Origin of the sequence: Desulfosediminicola ganghwensis (assembly GCF_005116675.2) — a bacterium.
Lineage (GTDB): Bacteria > Desulfobacterota > Desulfobulbia > Desulfobulbales > Desulfocapsaceae > Desulfopila > Desulfopila ganghwensis.
In genome coordinates this window covers 5,398,767-5,414,303 of sequence record NZ_CP050699.1, presented here as the reverse complement: position 1 = coordinate 5,414,303, position 15,537 = coordinate 5,398,767, and the positions used below count along the sequence as shown (strand labels likewise).

Sequence of the window (15,537 nt, the reverse complement as noted above, 5' to 3'; positions counted from 1 at the left end):
GTAAATAATGGTTAAGTCGGGATAATTGAGGTGGTCCATTGCCTGGTGTGCCGAAAATTCATTATTGATTTAAGATTCAATTATGTTACCCTCCGTGCTGAAAATACAATAAAAATTACAGAAATGTAATTGTGATGCGGTTTGGAAGTGCCTGGAGAGCGTTTCCGGCTGAAAAAATTTCAACAAGGAGAGGGTTGGATGAATAGTGCTGATACAGCGTTTATTTTGGCAGCTGCCGGGCTCGTTATGCTCATGACACCGGGTCTGGCTTTATTTTACGGTGGTATGGTTCGTGGGAAAAATGTACTCGGAACCATTATGCAGAGTCTTTTTCTGATTGCACTCATTTCTCTGGAGTGGGTTTATGTTGGGTATTCGATGGCTTTTGGCCCGGATGTGGGAGGGCTTGTAGGTGATTTGTCCTGGTTTGCCCTGAATGGTGTGACAACTGCGCCGAGCCCTGATTATGCAAGCACGATTCCGCAGACCGTGTTTATGATATACCAGTGTATGTTTGCAGTTATTACTCCTGCGCTGATTACCGGCGCTTTTGCTGAGCGCGTTCGTTTTGTGCCATTTCTGGTCTTCTCAGTTCTTTGGGCGATTCTGGTGTATAACCCGGTTTGTCACTGGATCTGGGGTAAGGGCGGTTGGCTCGGTAATATGGGGGTTATGGATTTTGCGGGTGGTCTCGTTGTTCACCTTACCTGTGGTGCGGCAGCTTTGGCCGGTGTGCTGGTGATAGGCAATCGTCGCGGTTATGGCAGGACCAGTTTCATGCCGCATAATCTGCCGATGACTATGCTCGGCACGGGACTACTCTGGTTCGGCTGGTTTGGTTTTAATGGCGGTTCGGCTCTTGCTGCAGATGAAGTCGCTGCCACCGCTTTTGTGGCCACGCATCTTGCAGGTATGGCAGGGATGTTCATGTGGGTTGTGATGGAGTGGATTACCCAGGGTAAGGCGACTACGCTTGGCGCGGCATCCGGTGCGATTTCGGGGTTGGCGACCATTACTCCGACCGCAGGCTTTGTAGGGCCGAATGCAGCGATATTGATTGGCCTTATGGGGGGCGTGGTCTGTTTTATCGCGGTGAACTCAAAATCGAAGTTTAAACTGGATGATTCTCTGGATGTTGTGGGGATTCATGGTATCGGTGGCTTGCTGGGTAGCCTCTGTCTTGGTATCTTTGCTTCAACTGCGGTAAATCCGGGTGGAGTTGATGGCCTGCTCTATGGTAATGTTGCTCAGTTGGTCGCTCAGGTGAAGGGCATCCTGATTGTAGGGGGCTATACCTTTGTTGTGAGCTGGGTGCTTTTTAAGGTGATCAACGCGACTATTGGTCTCAGGCTTGAAGAGGAGGCCGAGGTCGTTGGTATGGATTCTTCCGAGCATTCGGAGACGGCCTATAATAATTAGTTTTCGTTCAGCGGGTCGATTTTCGATCATTTGCCTGACTGTGCTGCAACGTGTTGTTATTGGAAGTGATGTCGGCTACTATGTCGCATTGAGAATCAGGCAGATGGGTTGGCTGTATGATGAAATGATTATGTTCTGACCGGAAGCCGCAGGCGATAGTCTGTGGTTCCGGTCAGGGCCAAATATAGAGGGAAGCCATGAAAAAAATTGAAGCGATTATCAAGCCGTTTAAACTTGATGATGTAAAGGATGCTTTGAATGAGGTTGGTCTTAAGGGTATGACAATCTCAGAGGTGAAGGGGTATGGTCGTCAGAAAGGGCATACAGAGATTTATCGCGGTGCCGAATATGTCGTCGACTTTATACCAAAGGTTAAGATCGAACTGGTTGTTCCGGCCGACCAGGTTGATTTGGTAGTCGAAAAGATCAGGAATGCCGCCAATACCAATAAAATTGGAGACGGTAAGATATTCGTCACCCCGGTTGAGCGGGTTATTCGCGTGCGTACTGGTGAAGAAGGGCGGGATGCGGTGTAATTCATGAGTGTACAGCTTCGTGCAGACAGAGAGGCTCTCGAGCGGTTATGGGAGCAGGGCTTGACCGGCAAAGAGCTTCTCCTGCAGCATAGCCGTCTGGTCGACGAGTTTATTGTCGAGTGTTTTGAAAAGGTGAAGCCGGATGTGGGCGGGGGCCAGGTTGCCCTGTTGGCCCTTGGCGGCTATGGCCGCCGTGAGCTCTTTCCGTTTTCGGATATCGATTTGATGATCTTGTATCATCAGGATCTGGAGGACGGAATTGGTGCTGTGGTCGACGGGATACTGTATCCGCTCTGGGATACCGGTTTGGAGGTCGGGCACGGTGTTCGGACCGTGGAGCGATCGATGCAGCAGGCCGGGGAAGATTATTTTTTCCAGGTAGCCATGCTTGACGCCAGGCTTATTCACGGGTCGCAGAGCCTCTTTGACGAGTTGCTGACAGCGTATCGTAAGAAGTTTGTGACAGGTAATCGCGGCAGTTTTGTCGAGCAGATGAAAGAGCACCGTGAGCGGCGCCGTAATCGTTACGGCAGCCATAGTTTTCTGCTTGAGCCCCATATAAAAGAGGGAAAGGGCGGGATGCGTGATATCCAGTCCATGTCCTGGGTGGCGCAGGTTGTGTTCGGGCTCCAGGGTGTTGAGGACTTCTGTGATGCCGGGCTGATGCTGGAGGATGAGCGGGATCAGTTTCTCAAGTCCTGGGATGCGCTGGTCCAGTTGCGGAATCGCCTCCACTACTGCTCGCGCCGTAAGAACGACCAGCTTTATTTTGAGTTGCAGGAAGAAGTCGCCCAGGCGCTCGGGTATCAGGTTGTTGATGGTGTTTTGGGGGTCGAGCAGTTCATGCGCGATACCTACGGGCATATGGAAAATATTGCCATCGCCTCCGATCTCTTCTTTGATCATGTCGACGAGGTTCTCGGGTTCGCTACGAAAAGCGCTCAACAGATCCCAGATCGTGAGATTGAGAAGGGAGTGGAGATCCGTCGGGGGCGTGTGCATATCACTGCGATGCCGAGGCAGATCGCGGCCAAGCCGCAATTGTTGATGAGGGCTTTTCTCGCTTCTGCACGCACTGGTGTGCTTCTGCATCATAGAACCCGCAAGCTGATCGCGTCATCCCTCGATCGGGTAAATGACAAGATGCGGCATTCGCCCCGCATGTCAAAGGCTCTGGTGCATATTCTCGAGGAGGCGGACGATGTATTCGCAATCCTGGAGGTTATGCTGGAGACCGGGTTGCTCTCGGCATACATTCCGGAGTTTAAGAAAATCGAGACCCTGGCTCAACATGATATCTACCATATATATACAGTAGATCGTCATTCGCTGCAGGCTGTGGCTGAGCTTCGCAAGGTGATTGACGCTGAACCGGGTATTTTTGAGTTGGTTGAGATGCCGGCTATGCTGTTTATGGCAGCGCTGTTGCATGATGTAGGTAAAGGTTCCGGGCGTGATCATTCGGATGAGGGTGCCGATGTCGTGGCCAGGATAGGGCGGCGCATGTCCTTTACGGATGAAGAGATTGAATGTCTTTCCTTTCTCGTCCGTTATCATCTCTTTGTCCCGGAAAATTCACTCAGGCGTGATCTGAACGATGTGTCATTTATCCAGCGCTGCGCCGAAACCATCGGTGATGTTGGGCGATTGTCTATGCTCTATCTGCTGAGTGTTGCGGATTCTCGTGCCACCGGGCCTTCCGCCTGGAGTGACTGGAAAGCCGCCCTTATGCAGGAGATGTATTTTAAAGTGCGTTCCTCCATTGAGACAATGGAAGTGGTTGAAGTTGAGGCCGGTTTGTCTGAAGGGGATGTGGAGCAGAATGCCGAGTGGCTGCGAACCCAGATAGCCGAGCGGCTTAAGGGGAGCAATGGTCTGAGAGTCGATCTGGAGATGTTGCCGATTGATTATGTGATGACATTCTCTCCAGATACCGTTTGTGATCATGTCCGGTTGCACCGGGATCATTATGGGCTGGTGCGCCAGAAGTCTCTCGTTGTCGCCAGTGATCGTGATGACTGCTGGTCGCTTCTGGTTATGTCAATGGACAGGCCGGGGTTGCTGGCGAAAATATGCGGCGTGCTCGCTCTGCATAATCTTAATGTGGTTCGTGCTCAGATTTTCACCTGGGATGATAATACCGCTGTGGATATTCTTGATGTGCGACCGACAGACGGCTTGAGTTTTGTCGAAAAAGACTGGCTGGCCATTAATGATGATCTTGATAGGGCGATTGTTCATCGCCTTGGTCTCGGGCACAGGTTGTATCAGAAGCTCGCGCCTACTATCGGCAGGCGTCATGAGCTTGTGAGCAAGGTTGAGCCGCGGGTGGTGATTGATAATGAAAGTTCTGATACCTACTCGGTTATCGAGGTGTATTCGGCAGATCTGCCTGGTCTTCTCTATCATATCACCCAGACGCTTGCTGATTTCGGCATGAATATACATAAGGCGATTATTGCCACGGAAGTCGAGCAGTTGATTGATGTTTTTTATGTTCTCGACTCCCGGGGCAGAAAAGTCGAGGATGAGGATTTTAAGCAGGAGATAACCCAGGGGGTGCTCTACTCTCTCGGACGCTCTGAAAAATAGATCCCACGTTGTCTGATGCGTACACTAAGTCATTGTGTGCGCATTTTTTTTGCGCATCAAAAATGACAAAAGTGTAACAAAAATTAAAATTGCTATTGCAAAGGTTGTCAGAAATGTTATTTTAGCACCAATCAATTAATGAGCGTAGTTGTTGAGCAGTGCAGAAAAAAAAATAAGTACAAAAAGGAGATACCTGAAATGACCAGGGAAGAAATTTTGCAGATTATTGAGGACCAGAATATCCAGTATTTCCGTCTGCAGTTCGTTGATATTCTAGGCTTTATGAAGAACGTAGCTATTCCGAAGAGCCAGATTGGTAAAGCTCTTGATGGAAATATGATGTTTGACGGTTCTTCCATTGACGGTTTTGTACGTATCAACGAGTCTGATATGTACCTCAAGCCGGATTATGATACCTTCACGGTATTGCCTTGGAGAAATAAAGACGGTGTTGCTGCAGCACGTATCATCTGTGATGTCTATAAAGCTGATGGCACTCCGTTCGAAGGCTGCCCACGTGTGAACCTCAAGCGTGTACTTGCCGAAGCAAAAGAGCTTGGCTACACCATGAATGTAGGTACCGAGGCTGAGTTCTTCCTGTTTGAGCGTGACGAAGATGGTCTGCCGACCACTATCACCAACGATACTGCTGGCTACTTCTCCCTCGATCCTGAGGATATGGCCAATGACTGTCGTCGTGAGATTATCGAGACCCTCGAGTCCATGGGTTTTGAGATTGAGGCATCTCATCACGAGGTTGCTGAAGGACAGCACGAGATTAACTTCAAGTACGCCGATGCTCTGGCCGCAGCTGACAATACCGTAACTTTCAAATGGGTTGTTAAGTCTGTTGCTTCCAAATACGGTCTGCATGCGACCTTCATGCCAAAGCCGATTTTTGGCATCAACGGCTCCGGTATGCATACCAATCAGTCCCTGTTCAAGCTTGATGGCACCAACGCCTTCTTTGACGAGAGCGATGAGCTGCAACTTTCCAAGGAAGCATACTCTTATATTGCCGGTCTTTTGAAGAATGCTCGTAGTTTCGCAGCTGTTACCAATCCGCTGGTTAACTCCTACAAGCGTCTGGTTCCTGGTTACGAGGCACCTGTTTATGCTGCATGGTCTGCTTCCAACCGTTCTGCGCTGATTCGTATTCCTGCTTCCCGCGGAATTTCTACCCGTACCGAGCTCCGTTGCCCGGATCCAGCCTGTAACCCATATCTGGCACTGGCTATGATGCTGAGCTGTGGTCTTGAGGGTGTTAAGGGCGAGCTGGCTCCGCCAGCTGAGGTAAAGAAGGACATCTTCGAGATGACCACTGCAGATATGGAAGAAGAAGGTATCACCGTTTTGCCTGCTAATCTCAAAGAGGCTATCGAAGAGCTTAAAGTGAGCCCAATCGCTAAAGAAGCACTTGGACCGCATATCTTCGAGAAGTATATCGAAGCTAAAGAGACAGAGTGGGATAGTTTCCGTACCGCCGTAACTGAGTGGGAACTTGAGAACTACCTCACCATTTACTAGCACATCTTTTCACAGCAGTATTTTGCCACTGTTGTTTTGCGACCCGCATCCCTCATCTGAGGGATGCGGGTTTTTTCATGTGTAACATTGAATAATGATTGGCAAGGAAGTAGATAGAAGAAAATCTGCTGATCCGAGTATTTCGTGTGTTTATTGATTCCAGAATCCTGGTGTGAAGGGTCGGACTGTAGTAAGCACGGGTTAATTTTAATAATAAAGAGTACGAAATCGGTAGACGTTGCCGAATGAAGGAAATCTGATCTGCAACCGCCGGGTATATGTATTACCCTTAAAAGAGTGGCGAAATGAGGCGTAATCACATCGTGTTTCATGATATAGCCAGAAAAAACAGCGCTTTCATGAAATATTCTGGTCTGGTGTTACCTATGAGAGATGAACAAAGAAAAAACGCAAAAAAATTGCTGGCGGCAATTCTGCCTCGAGTGATGAAGGACAACGGCTGGGAAGCCAGGCTCGAGATGCACTCCATCTTTCCAGACTGGGAAAAGGTTGTGGATGAGACCACTGCCACCTACGCCCAACCGTTAAAAATTGTCAAAGAAACTTTATGGATAGAGGTGGAGAACTCTGCCTGGATGCAGCAGTTTCAATACCAGAAAATAATGCTTTTAAAGACTATTAATGGTCATCTGAAAAACTCCAAAATTAAGGATATTCGCTTTGTTCTGCCCCATGAGAGCCGAAAGGCGAAGGTTGAGGAGCCGAAGCTGAAATTCGTTGCCCCACCACGGGATGAGGTGGAAAAATTCGAGGAACAGTCGTCCTTTATTGAGGATGAGGCATCACGGGAGGCCCTGGTCCGGCTCTGGTACCTTTCCAAAGCCTGCAGGCGCGAGTAGAAAGGGTTTGCCAGGTCCTGTCCCCCAAAAAATGACTTGACCCAACTGTGATAGGCTGTATCTTCCACGAAGTATTAGTTATTTCCGGATGTGGTTCTTAAGTTTTCTCTCTGAAAGCTCATCTATCAACAACTCCATCACAGATGTATCGTGGTGTGTTCAAAATCATCGGTTGGCCAATGTTATTTGATTCAATTCTTGATGCAATTGGGAACACCCCGCTGGTCCGCATGAACAGGCTGTTGGACCAGCCTGGTGTAGAAATTTACGGCAAGGTGGAAGCCACCAATCCCGGCGGCTCCGTCAAGGAGCGCATCTCTCTTTCCATGATCGAAGCTGGCGAGGCCAGCGGCGCGTTGACCAAGGAAAAGATCGTGCTGGAGGCTACCAGCGGCAATACCGGTATCGGCCTGGCTATGGTTTGTGCAGCCAAGGGCTACCGTTGTGTGTTGGTGATGCCGGAGTCTGCCTCCATTGAGCGTCGTAAGATAATGCAAGCCTATGGTGCGGAGATTCTACTGACTCCTGCCAGGCGCGCCACAGATGGGGCGATAGAGAAGTGTTATGCAATGGCCAGGGAATTTCCCGATCGCTACTTTATGACCGACCAGTACAACAACGAGGCCAACTGGCGGGCGCACTATGTCGGTACCGCCCCGGAGATCTGGCGGCAGACGGAAGGAAAGGTGACCCATGTGGTCGCAACCCTGGGGACATCAGGCACCGTCATGGGGTTGAGTAAATGGTTCAGGGATAATCACCCCCAGGTCAAAGTGCTGGCTGTCGAGCCAGGCCGGGGACATAAAATCCAGGGTCTGAAAAACATGAAGGAGTCGTATCGTCCTGGTATATATGATAAAAATCAGCCGGACCAGATTCTGCCTATTGAAGATGATGATGCCTTCAACATGGTGCGCAGGTTAGCGCGCACAGAGGGAGTGCTGGTTGGCATGAGCAGCGGTGCGGCCATGTCTGCGGCGGTGGATTATGCCAAAAACGTCGAGGGTGGGATGTTTGTAGTGCTGCTGCCGGATAGTGGTGAGCGGTATCTCAGTACTCCGCTTTTTACACCCCCGAAAAAGAGAGAGGAAAAAGAATCTCAACTTCATCTCTTCAACACTCTTTCCAAGAAAAAAGAACTGTTCGAGCCACAAAAAGAGGGGAGTGTCACCCTGTACAGTTGCGGACCCACCGCATATGAAGAGGCAAACCTGCTGCTCTGCAGGCGCTTTGTATTTTCGGATCTTGTGACTCGTTATCTCGAAGTTAAAGGCTTTGAGGTATCAGCGTATATGAATTTTACCGATATCGATGATAACACCATCGCCGGTGCAGAGGCGGCAGGTAAGCCACTGGCTGATTTTACCCAGGGCTATATCGATGGGTTTATATCAGATATTGAGGCATTGGGTGCCAGGAAGGCAACAGGTTACCCCCGGGCCAGCGAGCATATAAAGGACATGATCGAGATTGCCCATGAGTTGCTGCATAAAGGGTATGCCTACGAAAAAAATGGCTCAATCTATTTCGATATCTCTAAATTTCCCAGATACGGCCGGCTCTCCGGGGTTGATCTTAGCAAGATTCAGTTGGGCAAAACAGTTGATCTGGATGACTATGAAAAAGACAACCCGCGTGATTTTACTCTTTTAAAGCGTTCGACTCTGTCTGAGTTGAAAAAAGGTATCTTCTTCGAGACAGACTGGGGAAATGTACGCCCAAGCTGGCATGTAGAGTGTGCTGCCATGGCAATTCGCAATCTCGGTGAGACGATGGATATCCATACCTCCAGCCGTAACCTGATGTTTCCCCATCATGAGAATGAGATCGCAATATCGGAGGCGTTGACGGACAAACCACTGGCGAAATACTGGCTGCACTCTGAGATGCTCCTGGTTGATGGGAAAAAGATGGCTGCTGAGAATGGTAATGTGGTGACTCTTGCCGATGTGGTGGCGAAGGGTTTCACCGCAAGGGAAGTGCGCTTGATGCTTCTGAGTGTGCACTATCGCAAGCCAATCAACTTCTCTTATAAACGGTTAGAGAGTGTACGTACGGCTTTGAGGCGTATTGATGAATTTATCTGCAAGCTGCACTGTTTGCCGCCGGGCAAGCCGCATCCGGAAGTTGCAAGTTATGTGTCGGCCATGGAAGAACAGTTTTTCGAGGCAATGGATGACGATCTGAACGTTTCTAAAGCGATGGCTGCGATTTACATCTTTATCAATCGGACCAATCCCATTCTCCTGCTCAATAATCTGGATCGTGACCAAAAAGAGTATATTCTTGAATGCCTGAAAAAAATTGATGATGTGCTGCGAATTTTTCGTTTGCAGGGTTGTCCACTGGCGCCGGAAGTGAATGCTTTGATCCAGCGCCGGGAGCAGGCCAGGTTAAAAAAAGATTGGCAACTTGCTGATGATGCAAGAGAAGAGCTGGCAGCTAAGGGGATAACTGTGATCGATACTGACAGTGGCCCTGTATGGAAAAAAATCAGGGGACTCGATTAATTTAAAAGAACCTGTTGCTTTTTGTTTTGGTTTGGTTATTATGTCGCTCGTGACTGTGTTGTCTTTGTTGGCACTACACATCTACAATCTATGAGCGCTCGTAGCTCAGCTGGATAGAGCAACGGACTTCTAATCCGTAGGTCAGAGGTTCGAATCCTCTCGGGCGTACCAGATATAAAGAGGGAGGATGGTTTTTAGCTGTAAACCCTCGAAAAATTTCCGACAGAGTGTCGGTAGGGTGCATGATCGATTGGTTCATATTGGATCGGGAGACGGCACAGTAGAGATGGATAGGGCATTTCGTCTTATTCATATTAAATAGAGGTAAGAAAGTTATCTCTTACTCTGTTTCAGTACTTAGGATGCGAAATTTATTACTATACTGTTTTTTCAGTATGATGGATTCTGCCTTGGTTTGGAACAAAGAACTTCATTATGGAGAAGTATCATGGCTGAAGGAACAGTAAAATGGTTTAACGATTCAAAAGGTTTTGGTTTTATTGCTCAGGATGGCGGCGACGATCTGTTCGTACACCACACCGCAATCAATGCTACCGGTTTCAAAACCCTCGAAGAAGGCGCTCGCGTAACCTTCGACGTTGTACAGGGTCAGAAAGGACCTGCTGCTGCAAACGTTACCCAGATCTAATTCTGATTACGTTTAGAGTAGATTGTAAAAGCCCCATGGACTTCGGTCCATGGGGCTTTTTTTGTTTGTAGTCAACGGAAGGGAAGGAATGCAGGGCGACTATATCCGAAAATTACGTGTCGGGGCCCTATCACGTTATGACTGATCGAAGTTTTACTCATTGATTTTATATGCCTTGTGCTGACAGCGACTATGGCTCATCGAGAATGTCACCGGTGAAGTCGGGGTCTTTGGTGGATATGATGGGGGATGTTGAGGCTGGTGGTCGAAACAGATGTCCTGTTATCATGCCTCTTGTGGTGCCAAAGGCGGCCACAGCCCAGGCGGTTAATAAGCAGAGATAGAAGAAAATACTCACCCATTCAAACAGGGGAAGATCGGTGTGGTGGGCTAATTGCGCAATACCGGTGACACACGTACCCACAGGAAAGGTGAATGCCCAGTAGGTAAGGGCAAATCTCATCTGCCGGCGACGGGCACGAAAGGTCAGCAGCGTTGCCATGCATGTCCAGAGGATCACAAATCCGAAAATTGGTACACTATAGAGCACAGCGAACAACTCAAACCCCTGAGCAATATGGGTCGGGATCGCGCCATCGGCGACAGTACCGAGTATACCTGCCGCGGTCATGGACTGGCCCAATGGGCCTAAAACAATCCATAGAGTTGGTACCCGGGAGGTGCCGGATGTACCATGGTGCGCCAGTCGGCTCCAGATCATTGATATGATGATCGCGGCAGTCACCATGCTCAACCCGAACATGGAAAAACAGAGGTAAAACATCGTCTCTCTGATAGTGCCCGCAGGGGTGTGGGGAACAAGCATCGCCCCAATTGCCGAGGATACCATTGGAGGGACAACTGGCATCAGCCAACCTCCAAAGGCAGAGTCCTGTCGCACCCTGAATTTAGTAAACAAGCGATAGGGAATAATCACAGCAGAGCCAAGGCCGCTGATGGTGCCGAGAAACCAGAGAGCCCAGCTGACTCTAAGAGCAAATTCCTGGCCGAGGATGGTATCACCCAGCAGGATGGTGCCACCTGCAATGGTGAGAATGGCCATGGGAGGTGCCCCGTAAAATTGCGCCATCATCGGATCTCTGAAATGCTTTCTCCAGACACTGAGTCCCTGGAGCAGGAGGACGAAGGTTGCAAGCATAAGGCCAGCCAGCATGGTAAACGCGATGCACCAGACAATGAGAGCAAATACTTGAAGTTTTTCAGAAAGTAGAGGCAACGAAGCGGCTGCGTTGGCTATGATTCCTGTACCCATCACGGAGGCAAACCAGTTGGGGCCCAACTCGTAGTCATTGGTTGCTCCTGTGACCGAGTAAAAGAAACGCTTCCACCAAAATCCTTTGACATTGGTATTTCTTCGTTCATTGTTCATCCTATGATCATATCTGTGAAAAGAGGAAAAGGTTAGATGAAAATTGACTGAAACCCTATATCATTGCGAGACAAGGGCGCTGGGGGAATGAAGCTTTCGGATTGATCAGAAACAGGGGATACCGTTTGCCCGGTTAAGTCAGGTTGCAGAATGACTATCGTGGCTGGGAGTCTGTCTGCTGGATGAAAAATCGATACCGGTACAGGCGGGAAAATCCTGTTTGATTTGCTCCCTGGATTGGATGCCTTCTCAAACCGGGATCAGGGGAGGTGCTATGTTGCCGACTTATGGTGGATAGTCGATATTGACTCACTGACTCTCTTTAAATTTTTCAAAAAAAAGTAAAAAAGATCTTTGCAGAGAGCAGCAGAGAGTGTAAATAGGACTCTGCCTTTTCAATGAGGCGCCCAAAATATGGAGGGGTTCCCGAGTGGCCAAAGGGAACAGACTGTAAATCTGTCGGCTCAGCCTTCGGAGGTTCGAATCCTCCCCCCTCCACCATTTTTCAGTATGCAGAGAGCTCTTGGCATACTGTACTCGTTTTGGAGGCCCACGTAGCTCAGTTGGTAGAGCGCATCCTTGGTAAGGATGAGGTCACCGGTTCAAATCCGGTCGTGGGCTCCACTACTGCCGCTCTTACTTTTTCAGTACCTTCACAAGATGTAATGCTGTGCTTTCAGAAGATGCAGGATTTTGGCCTGTTATTAACCTGCCATCTACCTGAACGTGGTTCGTCCAGTCATCTGCTTTGATGTAAAGACCACCGTTTGCCGTCAACATATCTTCCACTGAAAAAGGGACGACCCCTGTTAATTGCACAGCGGCTTCCTCACTGTTTGAAAATCCAGTCACTCGCTTGCCACTAACCAGCGGTCTGCCATCAATTCCTTTTACATGTCTCAGAACAGCAGGCCCATGACAGACAAAACCGGCAGGTTTTTCCTGACGGGCAAATTGCTCAATAAGTGAAATTGAATGCTTGTCCTCGGCCAGGTCCCAAAGCGGACCATGACCCCCGGGGTAAAAGATCGCATCGAAATTTTCAGGTTCAACACTATCGAGACGAAGGGTGTTGGCGAGCTGTTCTTTAGCCTCGTCGTCGTTACTAAAGCGTAGGGTTGCAGCAGTCTGATGGTCGGGTTGTTCACTCATAGGATCAACAGGAGGCTGGCCACCTTTCGGCGAGGCAAGGGTGACGGTGAAATTCCGGTCCTTGAAGAGGTAATATGGAGATGCAAACTCCTCTAGCCAGAAGCCGGTTTTGTGCCCGGTGTCGCCAAGTTGATTGTGGGAGGTGAGTACCATTAAAATATTCATAAATTACTCCTGGTGATATTCTGGTTTTGTGGGAGTTGCCCTGAACTATTAATCTTCCGAGGAAACCTGAATGATGAGCTTGCCGAAATTTGTGCCTTCCAGCAGGCCGATGAACGCTTCAGGTGCTTTGTCGAGTCCCTCGACAATTTGCTCCCGGTAATACATCTTGCCACTTTTAAGAATTTGGCTCATTTCCCGAACAAATTCATCATAACGATGGCCGTAGTCGTCGAAGATGATGAACCCTTTTACTGTAAGGCGCTTGATCAGGATGGTGGCCATTAATTGCGACAATCGATCCGGGCCATCGGGAAGACTGGTTGCGTTGTAACGGGAAATCAAGCCGCAAACGGGGATTCGCGCTCCAACGTTTAAAAGTGGCATAACAGCGTCGAAGACCTTGCCACCGACATTTTCATAGTAAATATCTATACCGCCGGGGCAGGCAGTTTTTAACTGTTCGTCGAAATCAGCATTTTTGTGATTCAGGCAGGCATCAAAGCCGAGCGTGTCGATTGCATATCTACATTTTTCAGGGCTACCTGCCACCCCCACTACCCGGCACCCCTTGAGTTTACCTAGTTGGCCGACGGTTGCACCCACGGGGCCTGTTGCAGCAGCGACAACCAGTGTCTCACCATCTTGAGGTTTGCCTATATCGAGCAGGCCCATATATGCAGTGAACCCTGGCATACCCATAATGCCGAGAGCATAGGAAGGTTTTTCAGGGTTACTGCCCAATCGGGTGAGATCTGAACCGTCTGAAATTATATGGGACTGCCAACCACCATAGGTCAGTACCCAATCGCCTTCCTGGAATTTCGGGTTCAAGGATTCTTCAATACGGCAGACAGTGGCACCTACCATAGCTTCACCAATTTTCACCGGGGCCGCATAGGAGGGGGCATCACTCATCCGACCGCGCATATATGGATCCAGCGATAAGAAGACGGTCCGCAGAAGAACCTGATTCGCAGTCAGTTGCGGCAAGGTGACTTCTTCCATTCTGAAGTTGTCTTTGGTCGGGGCACCCTTAGGTCTTGAAGCGAGAACTATCCTGCAGTTTTTGTGCTCTAAACTTTTCATATTGATCCGTCCGAGGTGAAATTATCGTGATTTTTTAGATCGGCATAAAGGAGCAACCGTATGTGAAGTTCTGGTTAGCTGATTTGCTTTATTATTAAGTACCTTATTAGTCACTGCCGGGAGTTTGACAAGGGCAGTGTCTGCGATTTCGGCTTTTGTGCTGAGTCGGCAAAAGTGAGGGGGGCTTCTCAGGTTTGGCAGGATTCCAGGGGGGAGATTAGCAAAGTTGATCCAGTACCTGCACTGTCTGCATGCACCGATGAACGTCGCAGTGGTCAATGAATAATGTTGACAAAACAATACGATGCAGTTAAACGTAAATTGTCGGCCAGCCGGCCGACTGACAACCAGCAGGACGGAGGCGTCGGGTGAGCGTGCAGAAAAAATGTGCTGAAAAGCCAAATAATAAAGAGCGGATCCAGGATGTTGCCGAGGGGCTTTTTGTAGAAAAAGGGGTCCACAATACCAGTCTGTCTGACGTGGCCAAGGCAACAGGAATAAGTAAAGGAACGCTGTATTACTACTTCAGCTCCAAAAACGACCTGATATTTGCAATTACGGAACGCCAGATGGCCGGGTTGACCGAAGAGCTACTCGATCTGGTGGCAAATACCATGCAGGATAAGTCGTTGGCAGAGGCTATTGGTCTGGTGCTAGAGGCACTGATTCAGGCCGAAACCCGTGGGCGTCTGCATAACTACCTGATGCATGAGGCATTAACAGGCAATGAGGCACTCAGGGAACGCTTCAGGGGCAAATACAGTGAATGGCGACAGTTGCTGGTCGCGAATATGGCGCAACTCGACCCGGAAAGTGTCAATCATCCCTATCTGGCAGACACCATCATTGCGGTGATAGACGGTTTCATTCTCCAGAGCCTGCTTGGTGCAAGAGATATCCCCACCAAAGAGATAGGTGAGTATTTAAGCAGATTCTAACCAGTACGGAAGGGGTATTTCAGCTGAAAATATGCTGTGCTTTCAGATGATCATGTAATGCAGTCTATGGATTGGACATAAAAGAAGGGGGTATAATGTGAAATTCTGCAAAGCTGTCCCGCCCAAAAGGAAATGGCTGAAAGAATATATCTGCCAGATCGTTTTGTCTGTTCTTGGTCGGGCATTGCAGAGTGCTGCAAAGTTTGATCACCGCCTCGAAAACGAAGTAGCTCAGTTGCCGGAAGGTTTCACAATAAAAATGGTGGTATTGCCGGAGAGGGAAACAGGCCGGATCTCCCCCACAATGGTACTGGAGAAAGCGAACGGCAGGCTCAAATATACAGGCCGTCTCCGTTCCCGGGCAGATCTTACCATACGCTTTAACAATCTCGAATCTGCCTTTTTGGTGCTCACCCCCCAGATGGGGGCGGCCAGAGCCTTTTCCGAAAGCAGGTTGAGTGTTGTCGGCGATCTGGCAAAAGCCGTAGCCTTGACCCGTTGTCTGAATGTTACTCTTGCCTATCTCTATCCTGGAGTTATTGCCAGGAGGCTGGTTAAGCGACTACCGGAGCCGATTCACTCTTTATACAGACGCAGGTTGTATCTCTACATGGTTGGCATCCCATTTGGGCGATAACCACTTCAATATAAGTATTGTGTAGTATCAAATTGTTATCGGGGAATATGTGTTGAGTCGTCCATAATCAAAGGAG

12 protein-coding genes and 3 tRNA genes are annotated in these 15,537 nt (G+C 49.1%); 12 read left to right on the top strand and 3 right to left on the bottom strand.

Going from position 1 to position 15,537, the window contains the following annotated elements:
• Positions 1-198 precede the first annotated feature (198 nt).
• The 8 genes from FCL45_RS23315 (at position 199) to FCL45_RS23280 (ending at position 10,093) form a co-directional block, all read left to right on the top strand.
• Positions 199-1,419, top strand: coding sequence for an ammonium transporter (locus FCL45_RS23315; RefSeq protein ID WP_136795742.1), 1,221 nt, complete (start codon positions 199-201; stop codon positions 1,417-1,419).
• A 197-nt stretch (positions 1,420-1,616) separates the two neighbouring features.
• The gene (locus FCL45_RS23310; protein ID WP_136795741.1) at positions 1,617-1,955 is read left to right on the top strand and encodes a P-II family nitrogen regulator; all 339 of its coding nucleotides are present in this window, start codon (positions 1,617-1,619) and stop codon (positions 1,953-1,955) included.
• 3 nt (positions 1,956-1,958) lie between these two features.
• Positions 1,959-4,547, top strand: a complete 2,589-nt coding sequence (glnD, locus tag FCL45_RS23305; RefSeq protein ID WP_136795740.1) for a [protein-PII] uridylyltransferase — start codon at positions 1,959-1,961, stop codon at positions 4,545-4,547.
• Positions 4,548-4,745: 198 nt separating this feature from the next.
• On the top strand, positions 4,746-6,074 hold the full coding sequence (gene glnA / locus FCL45_RS23300) for a type I glutamate--ammonia ligase (protein ID WP_136795739.1): 1,329 nt from the start codon (positions 4,746-4,748) through the stop codon (positions 6,072-6,074).
• 386 nt (positions 6,075-6,460) lie between these two features.
• Positions 6,461-6,934, top strand: coding sequence for a DciA family protein (locus FCL45_RS23295; RefSeq protein ID WP_167495643.1), 474 nt, complete (start codon positions 6,461-6,463; stop codon positions 6,932-6,934).
• A 179-nt stretch (positions 6,935-7,113) separates the two neighbouring features.
• Entirely contained in the window at positions 7,114-9,444 is a 2,331-nt protein-coding gene (gene cysS / locus FCL45_RS23290) for a cysteine--tRNA ligase (RefSeq protein ID WP_136795737.1), read from the top strand.
• A 94-nt stretch (positions 9,445-9,538) separates the two neighbouring features.
• A tRNA-Arg gene (locus FCL45_RS23285) sits at positions 9,539-9,615 on the top strand.
• A gap of 277 nt (positions 9,616-9,892) precedes the next feature.
• Positions 9,893-10,093: a cold-shock protein gene (locus FCL45_RS23280; RefSeq protein WP_136795736.1), complete on the top strand. Its 201-nt coding sequence runs from the start codon at positions 9,893-9,895 to the stop codon at positions 10,091-10,093.
• A 190-nt stretch (positions 10,094-10,283) separates the two neighbouring features.
• Here the strand turns inward: FCL45_RS23280 and FCL45_RS23275 are convergent, their stop codons facing one another.
• Positions 10,284-11,483 (bottom strand): TDT family transporter, encoded by a 1,200-nt coding sequence (locus FCL45_RS23275; protein ID WP_136795735.1) that lies wholly within the window; start codon positions 11,481-11,483, stop codon positions 10,284-10,286.
• A 416-nt stretch (positions 11,484-11,899) separates the two neighbouring features.
• Between FCL45_RS23275 and FCL45_RS23270 the strand changes: the two genes are divergently transcribed.
• Positions 11,900-11,984, top strand: a tRNA-Tyr gene (locus FCL45_RS23270).
• Positions 11,985-12,031: 47 nt separating this feature from the next.
• Positions 12,032-12,107: transfer RNA gene (locus FCL45_RS23265), tRNA-Thr, on the top strand.
• Between the two features lie 12 nt (positions 12,108-12,119).
• Here the strand turns inward: FCL45_RS23265 and FCL45_RS23260 are convergent.
• Both FCL45_RS23260 and FCL45_RS23255 read right to left on the bottom strand, forming a co-directional pair.
• Complete coding sequence (locus FCL45_RS23260) at positions 12,120-12,800, bottom strand: type 1 glutamine amidotransferase domain-containing protein (protein WP_136795734.1); 681 nt, start codon at positions 12,798-12,800, stop codon at positions 12,120-12,122.
• A 48-nt stretch (positions 12,801-12,848) separates the two neighbouring features.
• Entirely contained in the window at positions 12,849-13,886 is a 1,038-nt protein-coding gene (locus FCL45_RS23255; RefSeq protein WP_136795733.1) for an NADP-dependent oxidoreductase, read from the bottom strand.
• Positions 13,887-14,254: 368 nt separating this feature from the next.
• On the opposite strand from FCL45_RS23255, the gene FCL45_RS23250 reads away from it, so the two are divergent.
• Both FCL45_RS23250 and FCL45_RS23245 read left to right on the top strand, forming a co-directional pair.
• Positions 14,255-14,824 carry a TetR/AcrR family transcriptional regulator gene (locus tag FCL45_RS23250; protein WP_136795732.1) on the top strand — a complete coding sequence of 190 codons (570 nt, stop codon included), beginning with the start codon at positions 14,255-14,257 and terminating at the stop codon, positions 14,822-14,824.
• A 97-nt stretch (positions 14,825-14,921) separates the two neighbouring features.
• Complete coding sequence (locus FCL45_RS23245; protein ID WP_136795731.1) at positions 14,922-15,461, top strand: hypothetical protein; 540 nt, start codon at positions 14,922-14,924, stop codon at positions 15,459-15,461.
• Positions 15,462-15,537: the final 76 nt, after the last annotated feature.

Bases quoted from the DNA above. Each gene is read 5' to 3' on its own strand.
- cysS (WP_136795737.1), top strand. From the start codon at position 7,114: ATGTTATTTGATTCAATTCTTGATGCAATTGGGAACACCCCGCTGGTC.
- FCL45_RS23260 (WP_136795734.1), bottom strand. From the start codon at position 12,800: ATGAATATTTTAATGGTACTCACCTCCCACAATCAACTTGGCGACACC.
- FCL45_RS23275 (WP_136795735.1), bottom strand. From the start codon at position 11,483: ATGAACAATGAACGAAGAAATACCAATGTCAAAGGATTTTGGTGGAAG.
- FCL45_RS23295 (WP_167495643.1), top strand. From the start codon at position 6,461: ATGAGAGATGAACAAAGAAAAAACGCAAAAAAATTGCTGGCGGCAATT.
- FCL45_RS23310 (WP_136795741.1), top strand. From the start codon at position 1,617: ATGAAAAAAATTGAAGCGATTATCAAGCCGTTTAAACTTGATGATGTA.
- FCL45_RS23280 (WP_136795736.1), top strand. From the start codon at position 9,893: ATGGCTGAAGGAACAGTAAAATGGTTTAACGATTCAAAAGGTTTTGGT.
- glnD (WP_136795740.1), top strand. From the start codon at position 1,959: ATGAGTGTACAGCTTCGTGCAGACAGAGAGGCTCTCGAGCGGTTATGG.
- FCL45_RS23255 (WP_136795733.1), bottom strand. From the start codon at position 13,886: ATGAAAAGTTTAGAGCACAAAAACTGCAGGATAGTTCTCGCTTCAAGA.
- FCL45_RS23315 (WP_136795742.1), top strand. From the start codon at position 199: ATGAATAGTGCTGATACAGCGTTTATTTTGGCAGCTGCCGGGCTCGTT.
- glnA (WP_136795739.1), top strand. From the start codon at position 4,746: ATGACCAGGGAAGAAATTTTGCAGATTATTGAGGACCAGAATATCCAG.